12 protein-coding genes are annotated in these 12313 nt (G+C 70.6%); 5 read left to right on the top strand and 7 right to left on the bottom strand.

The features are described from left to right. Positions 1-28: 28 nt before the first annotated feature. Positions 29-946 (top strand): NrfD/PsrC family molybdoenzyme membrane anchor subunit, encoded by a 918-nt coding sequence (nrfD, locus tag AB0M63_RS29385; RefSeq protein ID WP_366021592.1) that lies wholly within the window; start codon positions 29-31, stop codon positions 944-946. A gap of 7 nt (positions 947-953) precedes the next feature. On the opposite strand, the gene AB0M63_RS29380 is transcribed toward nrfD, so the two are convergent. The 7 genes from AB0M63_RS29380 to AB0M63_RS29350 form a co-directional block, all read right to left on the bottom strand. Continuing rightward, the gene (locus tag AB0M63_RS29380; RefSeq protein ID WP_366021554.1) at positions 954-2999 is read right to left on the bottom strand and encodes a CocE/NonD family hydrolase; all 2046 of its coding nucleotides are present in this window, start codon (positions 2997-2999) and stop codon (positions 954-956) included. Between the two features lie 32 nt (positions 3000-3031). Next, positions 3032-4381, bottom strand: a complete 1350-nt coding sequence (locus AB0M63_RS29375; RefSeq protein ID WP_366021553.1) for an ATP-grasp domain-containing protein — start codon at positions 4379-4381, stop codon at positions 3032-3034. An 88-nt stretch (positions 4382-4469) separates the two neighbouring features. After that, positions 4470-5195, bottom strand: a complete 726-nt coding sequence (locus AB0M63_RS29370) for a metallophosphoesterase (RefSeq protein WP_366021552.1) — start codon at positions 5193-5195, stop codon at positions 4470-4472. Further along, complete coding sequence (locus AB0M63_RS29365) at positions 5192-5482, bottom strand: hypothetical protein (RefSeq protein WP_366021551.1); 291 nt, start codon at positions 5480-5482, stop codon at positions 5192-5194. Before AB0M63_RS29365 ends, AB0M63_RS29370 begins: the two co-directional genes overlap by 4 nt. Next, complete coding sequence (locus AB0M63_RS29360) at positions 5479-6138, bottom strand: nucleotidyltransferase family protein (protein ID WP_366021550.1); 660 nt, start codon at positions 6136-6138, stop codon at positions 5479-5481. The genes AB0M63_RS29365 and AB0M63_RS29360 overlap by 4 nt, the downstream gene beginning before the upstream one ends. Before the next feature lie 40 nt (positions 6139-6178). Beyond that, complete coding sequence (locus AB0M63_RS29355; protein WP_366021549.1) at positions 6179-6655, bottom strand: SRPBCC family protein; 477 nt, start codon at positions 6653-6655, stop codon at positions 6179-6181. Between the two features lie 40 nt (positions 6656-6695). Then, positions 6696-7568: a Rieske 2Fe-2S domain-containing protein gene (locus AB0M63_RS29350; RefSeq protein WP_366021548.1), complete on the bottom strand. Its 873-nt coding sequence runs from the start codon at positions 7566-7568 to the stop codon at positions 6696-6698. A 186-nt stretch (positions 7569-7754) separates the two neighbouring features. On the opposite strand from AB0M63_RS29350, the gene AB0M63_RS29345 reads away from it, so the two are divergent. From AB0M63_RS29345 to AB0M63_RS29330, 4 genes are all read left to right on the top strand, one after another. After that, positions 7755-9290, top strand: coding sequence for a CYTH and CHAD domain-containing protein (locus AB0M63_RS29345; protein ID WP_366021547.1), 1536 nt, complete (start codon positions 7755-7757; stop codon positions 9288-9290). A gap of 26 nt (positions 9291-9316) precedes the next feature. Continuing rightward, positions 9317-9985, top strand: a complete 669-nt coding sequence (locus AB0M63_RS29340) for an endonuclease (protein ID WP_366021546.1) — start codon at positions 9317-9319, stop codon at positions 9983-9985. Positions 9986-10132: 147 nt separating this feature from the next. After that, positions 10133-11467, top strand: coding sequence for a D-alanyl-D-alanine carboxypeptidase/D-alanyl-D-alanine-endopeptidase (dacB, locus tag AB0M63_RS29335; RefSeq protein ID WP_366021545.1), 1335 nt, complete (start codon positions 10133-10135; stop codon positions 11465-11467). A gap of 77 nt (positions 11468-11544) precedes the next feature. After that, a complete protein-coding gene (locus tag AB0M63_RS29330; protein WP_355920558.1) occupies positions 11545-12204 on the top strand; it encodes an MSMEG_1061 family FMN-dependent PPOX-type flavoprotein in 660 nt (219 codons plus the stop codon). Positions 12205-12313: the final 109 nt, after the last annotated feature.

Raw genomic sequence — 12313 nt, 5'->3', positions numbered from 1 at the left:
GGGCGGACGCCGTGGCGGCGAGCAACTCATGGTCCCCCGCGCCGAGTTCGAGTCGTACTACGGCAGACCCGTCATCAAGGCGCCGTCCTGGGCGGCGCGGGACATCGCGGGCTACTTCTTCCTGGGCGGACTGGCGGGCGCAGGTTCGGTACTGGCCGCCGGCGCCCAACTGACCGGCCGCACCACGCTCGCCACCGGAATGAAGGCATCGTCTCTGGTAGCTGTCTCACTTTCTGCGGCAGCCCTGGTCAACGACCTCGGGCGGCCGAGCCGTTTCCCGAACATGCTGCGTGTCCTCAAGCCCACCTCCCCGATGAGCGTCGGTTCATGGGTCCTGGCCGGCTACGGCCCGGCGGCGGGCACGGCCGCGCTCAGCGCGCTGACCGGCCGACTCCCCAGGACCGGCACCGCGGCCACGGCCGCCGCGGCGCTGCTGGGCCCGGTGGTCGCCACGTACACGGCGGTCCTGGCCGCCGACACCGCGGTGCCCGCCTGGCACGGCGCGCACCGCGAACTCCCGTACCTGTTCGCGGCGTCGGCGACCGCCGCGGCGGCGGGCATGGCACTCGTCGTGGCACCGACCCGCGAGTCGGCCCCGGCCCGCTGCGCCGCACTGTTCGCGGCAGCCACCGAGCAACTGGCGTCCCAACGCATGGAACGGCGACTCGGCATGATCGCCGAGACCCTCCGGGAGGGCCGCGCCGGGACGCTCCTGCGGGCAGCGCGTCTGCTGACGGCCGTCGGCGCGGCGGGCGCCGTCTGCGGCACGCTGCTGCCGCCGCGCGCTGCTCGGCCGGTCGCGGCGGCGAGCGGTGCGGCTCTGCTGGCGGGGTCCGCCTGCACTCGGTTCGGTGTCTTCGCCGCGGGTGTCGCCTCCGCCGAGGACCCCCGCTACACGGTCGTGCCACAGCGGGAGGCGCTGCGCGAGCGGCAGGGGTCGACCTGACCCGCGCTCACGGGGTGGAGCGGGGGATCTTCTCGTTCCAAGTCCGGGAGAACACCCTGCGGTCCCCCTCGTAACCGTCCAGCGTCGCGTCGACGATGAAGTGGTCCCGGTCCGCGGTCAGTTCGGTGTGGGTCTCCACCCGGATGTCCCAGTCGGGCCGTCGGAAGCGCATGGTCCAGTCGGATCGACCGGTCGGTGAGCCGAAGTCGTCGGCGACCGAGCCGTACCGTTCGCAGGCGCGCAGGCCGACCTCGATGCCGTTGGCCTCGTACCGTTGCAGGCCGCGGTCCTTCACGATGTCGAGCGTGGAGTGGTAGTCGACAAGGTTCCTGGAGACGGTCCAGGCCTGCTCGGGTTCGGTGAGCGTCGTGACGGCCGGGGGTGCGCAGCCTTCCGGTTCGCCGAACGGTGTCCTCGGCATCTCGTCCGGCTCGTCGAGCGGCCTGACCGGCAGGGTGAGGGACGATCCGCTCTCGTGGACGCTCAGCCGGACGGGTTCGGGTGCCGGCCAGACAAGCGGCCAGTACGACGTGGAGAGGGAGACGCGGATGCTGTGTCCGGGCGGGAAGACCTGGGCCACGCCGTTGAGGGGGACGCGTACGCGGTAGCGCCGGCCGGGTTCCAGGGGGTGCGACTCCTCCAGCGTGTCCCGGTGGGCGAGGTCGAGGACGCCGTAGGTCACGCGGGTGGCGCGGCCGTCGGGGGCGACGTCCGACAGCCTGGCGATGACCTGCGCGGCCGGGCCGCTCGACGCCAGTTCGAGGCCGACGCAGGGGGAGCCGAGGATCTCCATCCGCTCGGGCAGGGGTTCGGTCTGGAAGACGAGCGAGCCTCCGTCCTCCTCCCGTTGGTCGTAGGGGAGGTCGGGCGGCGCGTTGTAGGAGGCCCACTTCCCCGCGAACTGCCCTACGGACAAGGGTGATTGGACGTCGTGCACCCGGTCCGGCCGGGACCCTTCGCTCTCACCGGAGTCACCGTCACCCATGACGACGGCGCGGTCCCGCAGCGCGTACGTCACGTCGCGGATGTGCGGCGAGGGCCAGCTCGGCTCCCCCACCCAGCGGCCGGGGCGTTCCTCGTACGACGTCGACGGGGGCACGCTCTCCTGCATCCAGGCACGCAGCATGGGGCCGTCCATGACGCCGTTGTCGATGCCCTTGAGCCAGTGGTCCCACCAGCGGACGACCTCCTGGAGGTAGCCGATCGCGGGTCCGGGTTCACCGAGGTGCGGGAGTTTGTGCGACCAGGGGCCGACGAGTCCCTTGCGGGGGACGTCCACGTGGCTCAGCAGCCGGGTCACGGCGTTGGAGTAGCCGTCGGCCCAGCCGCTGGAGGCAAGCACGGGGCAGCGCAGCCTGCCGTAGTCCTCGCTGAGCGAGGCGTGCCGCCAGTAGGCGTCGCGGTGTTGGTGGCGCAGCCACTCCAGGACCCATGGGCGGGCGGACTCCAGGCGTTCGTGCCACATGTCCCGCCACCGTTCGCCGACGACGGAGGGGTCGGGCGGGCAGGTGGCGTAGGCGAACATGGTGCCCGCCTCCGCGAGGTTGTCGGAGAGCATCGCTCCGCCGAGGTAGTGCATGTCGTCGGCGTAGCGGTCGTCGGTGAAGGAGGCGATGACGATGGCGGCGAGGCTCGGGGGCTGTCGCGCCGCGACCTGGAGGGCGGCGAAGGCGCCCCAGGAGATCCCCATCATGCCCGTCGTCCCGTCGCACCAGGGCTGGTCGGCGAGCCAGGCGAGGACCTCTTCCGCGTCGCTCTGTTCCTGTTCCAGGTACTCGTCCAGGAGGACGCCCTCCGACTCCCCGGTGCCCCGCAGGTCGACGCGGACGCAGGCGTAGCCGTGTCCGGCGATGTAGGGGTGGTGAATGGCGTCACGGGTGGAGGTCAGGTCGTTCTTGCGGTACGGGATGTATTCGAGGACGGCCGGCACGGGTTCCTGGTCGGAGGAGACCGGCCGCCAGATCCGGGCGGAGAGTCGTACTCCGTCGGCCATCGGGATGGTGACGTGGCTCTGTTCCTGGATCGCGTACGGGAGTTGGTCCACATGTCGCATGTCGGTGCGTTGCTCCTCTCCTGGGGTGGCGCTCACCTGGTCTTCGTGTCGCGTCCGCCCGGTGCCGTGTGGTCGAAGGTCAGGCCGAGGGCGGCGACGCAGCGGTCGAACTTGCGCCGCAGGTCCTGCTCGTCGTCCCCGCCGGTGAAGATGTGCGCCAACTCGTAGCTGTAGCTGTCCTGTTGGGAGATCGAGGAGAGCTTCTGCCCTTCCTGGGGCACGACGTCGACGCGCACCCCCGGGATGTCCCGCTCGATGGCGGCGATCTCCTCGGGGGTCGGCACCTGGTGAACCGTCCCCTCGCCGAACCAGCGGTAGTACCACTTCGCCGCCAGCCGGTACGGGCCCTTTCCGGCCGGCAGTGCGGGGTCCTGTCCGAGGGCCAGGCTGAGCATGCGGTGATGGTTCGGGACGCCGTCCACGTACTCGAACAGCTCGGCGTGCGACTGGGAGTGCCGGGGGTTGATCTCCAGCAGGCTGATCCCGCCGGTCTTCGGGTCGTAGAAGTACTCGATGCTGAAGGTCGCCGAGTCCATGCCGATCCGGCGCATGGTCCGTTCGCTGACGTCGTGCAGTCGCCGGATCACGTCGTCGGGCAGCGTGCTGGGGTACTGGTGGCGCAGAAAGCTCGACGAGTTCGGGTAGTTGATGGAGTCGAGCACCCCGTACACGGTGACCTCGCCCTCGTGCACGTATCCCTCCACCGCGACCTGAATGCCCGTCATCGCCTCTTCGGCGAGGCACACTTGTCCACCGACTCCCCTCATCTCCTCCGGCAGGTCGAGGAGTTCGAGGATCGTCTCGAAGGGTCTGCCGACCCGGGCGATGCCCTTGCGTATGGCCGCCACGGCTGTGCGGAACTCCTCCATGTCCGAGACGCCGTAGGCCAGTTCGGAGGAGTACGACAGGGCCGGCTTGAGCCACATGGGGAAGCCGACGCCCTCGGGCGGCTGCGGATCGTCGCTGTCCAGGTCGACGCGGCCGAAGCCCGGATACTCGTCGATGACCTGTCGTTGCTCCAGCCGACTCCAGTATTTGTGCTCGCACTTGACGACGGATTCGAGGCTGGTGGTGCGGGTGCCGTACTCGCTGCCGAGCATCGGGACGAGGGTGCTGACCGGGAAGTCCCAGTAGCCCACGATCGCGTCGACGGTGCCGTCGTGGGCGTCGAGCACCGCGCGGGCCGAGTCCATCAGCCGCGGAACGGAGACCTCGCCCTCCTGAAGCTCGTCGAGCGACAGCAGTTGGTGGAACCGGTACGCGTCCGCGTCGGGTACGGCCCCGAGCGTGCGGAGGTTCGCCTCGTCGAGACCCACCACGAAGATGTTCTTCCGCGTCTGCTCACGCACTACGACTGCCTTTCGGTCGGGGGCTGGATTCATCGCCGCGTACCCCCGGAGATCGTCGTGAACCGCATGGTCCGGCCGGACGCACCGGGCGAGCGCGCCGCAGACGCACCCCGCCGCCTCCTCAGGCGGCGTGGAGGTGATACACGCTGAACGCCCTGCGGATGACCGGCTGCGCGACATTCCGTACGTGTACGCCTCCGCCGGTCATGCCGTGTTCCGTACCGGCGTGGGCGTGTCCGTGCACGGCGAGGTCGGCGCCCGCGGTGTCCACTGCCTCCGCCAGCAGGTAGCTGCCGAGGAAGGGGTAGATTTCGAGGGGCTCGCCCGCCAGGGTGTCGGGAACCGGGGAGAAGTGCGTGAGGGCGATCCGCACCGCGCACCCCTCGGATGACAGCTCTTCGAGACTCATCCGCAGTCGGTCCGCGCAGCGGCGGCTGTAGCGGACGAACTCCTTCATCAGCGGTTCGCCGAACTCGCTGCCGCACCGTCCGGCGAAGCCGCCGCCGAACCCCTTGGTGCCCGCGACACCGACGCGCTCGCCGTCGACCTCGACGACCGTCCCCTCGCCTTCCAGCACCCGCACGCCCTCGTCACGGAGGATGGCGGTGACCTCTTCCGGCTTCTCGTCGTGGTGGTCGTGGTTGCCGAGGACGGCGACGACCGGCACGGCGAGACCGGACAGCTCACCGGCGACCACCCGTGCCTCCTCGGGTGTGCCGTGCCGGGTGAGGTCGCCCGCCAGGAGCAGCAGATCGGCACAGTCCGGCAGGGTGTCGAACGCGGGCCTGAGGAGCCCTTTGCTGTCCGGGCCCATGTGGATGTCACCGACGGCCGCGACGCGGATCATGGCAGTTCCTCCGGGCGCTCGGGCGGGACGACCTCGGCGATCCCGATGTCCGTGTGGACGGTGAGCCCGGCCAGTTCGCTGCGGACCGCGCGCAGCACGTCCTCGCGGCACACGGCGGTGGGCACGGTCCCCCGGACGGTCACGGCCGCGCCGTGCGTCTCGACACGCAGGCCCAGTTCGCCGCATTCGCCCGCGGCCAGCCGGTTCTCCAGCCGCGCGATCCGGTACTCGATGTTCGTGGCCGGCAGTCCCGGGTCTGCGCCCCGCTCTCCTCCTCGGTCCGTCATGAGGGTCTCCTCACCGGTGTGATCACCCGCAGACGCTCCAGGAGATAGAGAAAGGCCTCCGGCATCGGCTCGTCCGCGCAGTCCGCCCGGATCCGCTCCCAGTCGACCTTCTCGCGCAGCTCCCGTGCGATGGGCAGCACGGCACCGAAGTCGCAGTGGTGCTCCGAGAAGGACGCCAGCAGGCTCCACAGAAGATCGGTGGCGTCCAGCACGGGCATGTGCACCGAGTCCAGGGGCAGTTCCACCGCCCGGCCCAGCAGTTCGGACGTCACCGGCCGATGGGCCATCTCGAAGAGCAGGTCGATGTCCTGGTCCAGGCACTTCGCCTTCCACAGCCAGTCCTCCGGCGGTTCGACGACCGTCAGGCCCGCTTCGGTCAACGTGGCGGCGACGGCCTCCGCGTCCTCCCGCCGTACACAGAAGTCGGCGTCGTGCCCGAGACGGCCCGGTCCGCCGTGGGCGTAGACGGCCGCGCTGCCGGCGAGGGCGAAGCGATGGCCGTCCCGTTTCAGCAGCGAGCCGACCTGTTTGGCCGCTTCCAGGATCGCCTGGTGGAGATCGGGCGGAGGCCCGTCCGCCACGCCCCGCGCTACCACAGGACGCAGATCGGTCACGGTGCCGCCGTCGTCCGCGGCGGCGTCGTTCACCTCGGACATGCCTCCGCCTCCGTCTCCTGCCGTCAGTGGGCCGAGGCCGTCACAGCACCGAGTCAGGGCCTCCGGGGCGGATACGGCCCCTCCAGGCACCGGTCTCGCCGCCACGCTGCTCGATGTAGTCCTTGAAGCGGCGCAGGTCGCCCTTCACCCGACGGTCGATGACACCCAGCATGTCCGCGCCCTTCTCGGCCACGCCGGTGGGCTCGACGTCCATCGTGAGCTCCACCCGGGTGCGGGTGTCGTCCAGCGGCTCGAAACGCACCGAGCCCTGCTGCTGGGTCTCGCCGTCGACGACGCGCCAGGTGATGCGGTCGTCCGGGAACTGGTCGACGATCTCGGTGTCGAACTCGCGCCGCACCCCACCGATCCTGGTGGTCCAGTGGTTGTGCCGCTCGTCGAGCTGTCGTACCTCCTCGACGCCCTCCATGAAGTGGGGGAACTCCTCGAACTGCGTCCACTGGTTGTAGGCGGTGTGGACGGGCACCTCGACGTCCACCGCTTCCTTCACTGTGCTCATCTGTTCCTCCTTGTCAGTGGTTGTTCCGCCCCGGGTACCCTCAGCCCGCCCCCGGCAGACATACCTCCAGGGTTCCGTCCGCGCTGATGCGTGAGGCGAGGGAGGGCTGGGGCGCCGTGGCCGGCCCGGCGACGTTCCAGCCGTCCGAGAGGCGGAAGACGCTGCCGTGCCAGGGGCACTCGACGCAGCCGTCCTCGACCTCGCCCTCCGACAACGGGCCCGAGAGATGGCTGCACCGGTCGGCCAGCACGTCGACATGGCCGTCGGGGTGGCGGTACACCAGCAGGGGCACCTCCCCCAGTTGTCGCCGTACGGGTTTGCCAACGGGCAGTTCCGTGGCGGAGGCCAGCGCGTGCCAGCCGGGAGCCAGCAGGTACGCAACCGGTTCGGCCTTGTTGGCTCCCGCGCCCTGCCGGTAGGCCAGATGCCCGCCGATCGCCCCGGCGGTTCCCGCCACAGCCAGACCCGTATAGGCGAGCAGGCGCCCCAAGCCGGTCCTGCCGGCGCCTCGCGCACGCCAGGACCCGGCGTACAGGCCGACGGCCAGCGCGTTCCCCGTCGCATGCACGAGGCCGGTGCGCGTCTGCTGCTCATGAAGCTCGGCCCAGTCCACCCAGCCCGCCGCGGCGGCCGGCAAAGCCGTCAGGACACCCGTACCGACCAGGAGGCGGCTCTGGCGCTCACAGCCCGGTATCGCGTCCAGGACCGCGGCGGACACCCAGGCGCCGATCGGCAGTTGGACCAGCAGCGGGTGAAGGGGGTGTCCGAGATGGCGGCCGTGCAGCACATCACGGGCCCGGCCCAGGGGCAGCGCGCGGACGGTGTCCCGAACGCGGTCGGCCAGCGGGTCGATCCGGTCCCACTCCCCCAACCTGTCGAGGGCCCGTACGCCCGCCGCGAGCCAGCCGGCCACGTGACCCCCCTCGCGGGGCTCCCGTACGGATGGGTTCGTCTCCCGGGACCGGTCGAAAGGTGTTGTCGGCGCGTTCATGCCCGCCGGGTAGCCACGCGCCTCCGCTTCCAAACCCGGCTGGCGAGGTGTCGGTCGTAAGCGGGACAGACCATGTTTGAGCCGCGACCAGACGTGCACGCGCCTCTTATGGCTCATAAGCGAGAAACAGAACGAAAGTACGAGGCGCCGTCGGCCCGCGACAGCTCGTGGCTGCCGGACCTCTCCGGCGTGGGCGGTGTCGAGTCGGTCCTGGACCAGGGCACAGACGAGCTTGACGCCGTGTACTACGACACCGATGACCTGCGCATCGCCCGGGCGTCGGCGACGCTGCGTCGCAGGACCGGCGGGGCCGACGCCGGCTGGCACCTGAAGCTGCCGCTGTCCGGGGACAGCCGCGAGGAGGTGCAGGCCCCGCTCTCCGACACGCTTCCGGACACTCTGCGAGAGCTGGTCCTCTCCCGCACCCGGGGAGCCGACGTCCGACCGGTAGTCCGGGTCCGTTCCACCCGCCGCACCCGGCACCTCGTCGGCCCCGAGGGCGACGTCCTCGCGGAGCTGAGCGTCGACGCGGTCCGCGCCGACCCCCTGCCCAGCGGGGACACCTCGGCCTCGTGGACCGAGATGGAGATCGAACTCGCCGAGGACTCCGACCCCGCGCTGCTCGACACGCTGGACAAGACACTGCGCGCCAACAGCATCGCCCGCGCGGACCATCCGTCCAAGCTGGCCCGCGCCTTGGAGGAGACCGGGGCAGGAACACAGCCCGGGCCGGACACGTCCGCGCGGACCGACGAACCCGGCTCGGCGGGCGAGGAGATCCTCCGGTACCTCGACGAGCAGGTGAGCGCGCTCGTCGAACTCGACCCCTCGGTACGCCGTGATCTCCCGGACGCCGTGCACAAGATGCGGGTCACCTGCCGTCGGCTGCGCAGCGTCCTGCGTTCCTACCGGCCGGTGCTCGCTCGTGAGGTCACCGACCCGATCCGCGCGGAGCTGAAGTGGCTGGGCGCCGAGCTGGGGGCGGAACGCGATCAGGAGGTCCTCCGGGAACGACTCGGCTCCCACATCAGGACCTCGCCCACGGAGCTGGTCCTCGGACCGGTCGAGGCCCGGCTTCGGGTGTGGGACGTCGCCCGCACCGCGGATGCCCGACAGCGCACCCTCGACGCCCTGCGCTCACCCCGCTACCTGGCGCTCCTCGACTCCGTGGCCACGCTCGTCCAGCGGCCCCCGCTGCGGCGCAGGGCGGACCGTGCTCCGGAGAAGGTGATGGCCAAGGCGATCCTCAAGGAGTACGAGCGCCTCGCCGCCCGGGTGGCCCACGCGATGGAGGTCCCGCCGGGCATGGAGCGCGACACGGCCCTCCACCAGGCGCGCAAGGCGGCGAAGAGGACGAGGTACGCGACCGAACCGGCGCGCTCCGCGCTCGGCAAACCGGCCAAGCGGTTCGGCAAACGCGTCAAGGCCGTGCAGAAGGTGCTCGGCGAGCATCAGGACAGCGTCGTCGCCCGGGACGCCCTGCACCAACTGGCCGTGGCCGCGCAGACGGCGGGAGAAGCCGGTTTCACATGGGGGCTGCTGTACGGCCAGGAGCGGGCCCTCGCCGAACAGCGCGAGCGGGAGCTGCCAGCGGTGTGGGCGGAAGCGTCGAAGTCCGGGACGCGCAAGGCGCTCGCACACTGACCGGCGCACCCTACCTGCGAGGCATCATGAGCACCACGACCCCGAAGAGGACCCCCGGCCGTACACAGAAGGCGGTCGTCAGGGCGCTCCTCGACCGACAGGAATCCACGTATCTTGCGCAGGCGGGTATCAGGCTCCGGAACACGCCCGCGCCGCTTTACCAGGCCCTCGTCCTGGCCGTGCTCCTGTCCGCCCGGATCCGGGCGGATATCGCGGTGGCCGCCGGACGCGCCTTGTTCGAGGCAGGCATGACCACCCCACGGTCCATGGCGAAAGCCACCTGGCAGCAGCGTGTGGACGCGCTCGGCGAGGGCGGTTACCGGCGCTACGACGAGAGCACCGCCACCATGCTGGGCGACGGTGCTGAACTGCTCATCCAGCAGTACAGCGGTGATCTCCGGAATCTCCGCGAGGAGGACGACCCGAAGAAGGCGCTGCGGAAGTTTCCCGGCCTGGGGCCCACGGGCGTCGACATCTTCCTGCGTGGCGTACAGACGGTATGGCCGGAGTTCGCGCCGTACGTCGACAGCAAGGCACTGCAGGGCGCCGAACGCCTCGGCCTCCCCACCTCACCCGGCCGGCTCGCGAGCCTGGTCTCCGAGCACGAACTGGCCCGGTTCACCGACGGGTTGGTCCACGTGGCGCTGGAGAAGCGGCTCGCCGAGGACATTCTGTCGCAGGCGAAGGCGGCATAGCGGGACAGTCGGGCCGGCTGACTGCCGGCGGAAGACACAACGTACCCATAGGTAACGGCAGTTGGTGCTGTTACCTTCCTTCCAGGATTCCTTGGATCTTCCGCGCTCTCCCCAGTCAGCCACCCCTCACCCCCGCATAGAGGCCCCATGCCCGACTCACCGTCCGCCGACCGCTCAGGCGGACGCCACCGCAAGAGCAGAACGACGGCTCCGGCCCTGCGGCGTGCGGCCGTCATCGCCGTCACCACCCCCGTCGCCGGGACGATCCTGTTCGGTGCGTCGGCCTTCGCCGCCGGCACGACCGCCCCCAAGACCGCCGCCGTCACGCTCGACCCCGCCGAGCAGACGATCGCGGACAACCTCAACACCCGTGTCCAGGACACCCGTTTGGGCAGCACGTTCAGCGGGGTCGTCATCGACGCCGCGTCCGACAAGGTCGTCTGGGGCCACGACGCGACCACCGCGTTGATGCCCGCGTCCAACACGAAGCTGGCCACTTCGACCGCCGCGCTGACGATTCTCGGCCCCGACCACCGCTTCACCACGAAGGCCGTCTACGGCGACGGCACCGTCACCCTCGTCGGAGGCGGGGACCGCACCCTGACCTCCGCCGACCTGGAGGCGATGGCCAAGACCGTCGTCGCGGGTCTGAAGAACGCGGGCCTGACCTCGGTGAAGGTGAAGGTCGACGACAGCCTCTTCCCGGCGCCCACCCTCGCCACCGGCTGGAACGACGGCTACTACCCCGACTCCGTCGCCCCGGTACGGGCGTTGGTGGTCGACGGCCACCACGTCACGGACACCTCCCTGGACGCCGGCCAGACCTTCGCGAGGCTCCTCACCAAGCAGGGTGTCACCGTCACCGGGAGCGTCACCCACGGCACCGCCGGCACGGGAACCGTCCCCGTGGCCGAGCACCAGTCCGCCGCGCTGTCGAGCGTCGTGGAGCACATGCTCAAGGTGAGTGACAACGATATCGCCGAGACACTGCTCCGGCAGACCGCGCTCGCGGCCGGCCGTCCGGCCACCTTCGAGGACGGCGTGGCGGTCGTACGCCAGGTGCTCACCCAGTACAACGTGTCGCTCGCCAACTTCGAGATCCACGACGGCAGCGGGCTGTCCCGCTCCAACCGGATCCCGGCGCAGACCATCGCCGACATCCTCGATCTGGCGGACGACCCGGCCAACAGCCAGACCCTGAAGTACATCGTGGACGGACTGCCCGTCGCGGGCGAGGCGGGCTCCACGCTGGGGCCCGAGTGGGGCCGGTTCGACACCGCGGACTCCCAGTGCGCCGTAGGAAAGGTCAGCGCGAAGACGGGCACGCTCACCGGCGCGATCGCGCTCAGCGGACTGACCAAGGCCGGGGACGGGACCTGGAAGGTCTTCTCCTTCATCGAGAACAACTCCACCGCCGACCCGGCCGCCACCAAGGACGCCCTCGACGGCCTCGCCGCCACGGTCAACGGCTGCTGGGCGTAACCGAGTTCGGCCTCCGTGCCGGGCCTTCCCGGCCCGGCCCGGAGGTCCGGCCACGCGCGCCCGCTAGGGTCGCCGTCATGACCACATCCCTTGCCGGCAATGCCTTCGACTCGCTCAGCCTCGACGCCGTGTCCGACCAGGAGGCGTTGCGCCAGGTCTACGAACTCCCCGGCGACGCGGCCCGACGGAAGCAGATGACCGAACTCACCGAGCAGACCCGGCGGTTGATCGGCTGCTCGTCGCTGGTCCTGGTCGCCAGCGCGGATGCCGAGGGCAACTGTGACGTCTCGCCGCGCGGCGGTCCCGCCGGGTTCGTCGCCGTCCTGGACGAACGGACGGTCGCGATACCGGACGCTACCGGCAACAAGCGTCTGGACACGTTGCAGAACGTCATCGCCACCGGACGGGCCGGGCTGCTGTTCGTCATTCCGGGGCGCACCACGACGCTCAGGGTGAACGGCCGGGCCTGTGTCTCCACCCGTCCCGAGTTGCTGTCGCAGTTGACCGCGGTGGGCAAGCCGCCGGCCAGCGCGCTGGTGGTGGGGATCGAGGAGGTCTACCCGCACTGCCCCAAGTCGCTGTTGCGCAGCGGGGCTTGGAAGCCGGAGCAGTGGCTGCCGGCGGACGCCCAGCCGGCCTCGGCCGAGGTGACGCTGGCCCAACTGCGGATGCCGGAGCTGACGATCGCCGACATCGAGCAGGCGGAGGCGGACTCGCTGAAGTACCGGTACGAGTAGCGGGTCGATCGAACAGTGGTCGAGCCCGATCACTTGTGACCGTTTCCCGCGAGTGGGTCCGGCCCCGCTCGCGGGCCGTGCAGGATAGGGCCGTGGTAGGCAATCTCCC

This window comes from Streptomyces sp. NPDC051576 (assembly GCF_040681835.1).
GTDB lineage: Bacteria > Actinomycetota > Actinomycetes > Streptomycetales > Streptomycetaceae > Streptomyces.
The sequence above is the reverse complement of the archived record's forward strand: the minus strand, read 5'-3'. Positions and strand labels throughout refer to the sequence as shown.

What these genes read in the sequence shown, in the direction of transcription:
- AB0M63_RS29345 (WP_366021547.1), top strand. Translation starts at nt 7,755, where the DNA reads ATGGCTCATAAGCGAGAAACAGAACGAAAGTACGAGGCGCCGTCGGCC.
- AB0M63_RS29375 (WP_366021553.1), bottom strand. Translation starts at nt 4,381, where the DNA reads ATGAATCCAGCCCCCGACCGAAAGGCAGTCGTAGTGCGTGAGCAGACG.
- AB0M63_RS29365 (WP_366021551.1), bottom strand. Translation starts at nt 5,482, where the DNA reads ATGACGGACCGAGGAGGAGAGCGGGGCGCAGACCCGGGACTGCCGGCC.
- dacB (WP_366021545.1), top strand. Translation starts at nt 10,133, where the DNA reads ATGCCCGACTCACCGTCCGCCGACCGCTCAGGCGGACGCCACCGCAAG.
- AB0M63_RS29380 (WP_366021554.1), bottom strand. Translation starts at nt 2,999, where the DNA reads ATGCGACATGTGGACCAACTCCCGTACGCGATCCAGGAACAGAGCCAC.
- AB0M63_RS29355 (WP_366021549.1), bottom strand. Translation starts at nt 6,655, where the DNA reads ATGAGCACAGTGAAGGAAGCGGTGGACGTCGAGGTGCCCGTCCACACC.
- AB0M63_RS29330 (WP_355920558.1), top strand. Translation starts at nt 11,545, where the DNA reads ATGACCACATCCCTTGCCGGCAATGCCTTCGACTCGCTCAGCCTCGAC.
- AB0M63_RS29370 (WP_366021552.1), bottom strand. Translation starts at nt 5,195, where the DNA reads ATGATCCGCGTCGCGGCCGTCGGTGACATCCACATGGGCCCGGACAGC.
- AB0M63_RS29360 (WP_366021550.1), bottom strand. Translation starts at nt 6,138, where the DNA reads ATGTCCGAGGTGAACGACGCCGCCGCGGACGACGGCGGCACCGTGACC.
- AB0M63_RS29340 (WP_366021546.1), top strand. Translation starts at nt 9,317, where the DNA reads ATGAGCACCACGACCCCGAAGAGGACCCCCGGCCGTACACAGAAGGCG.
- nrfD (WP_366021592.1), top strand. Translation starts at nt 29, where the DNA reads ATGGTCCCCCGCGCCGAGTTCGAGTCGTACTACGGCAGACCCGTCATC.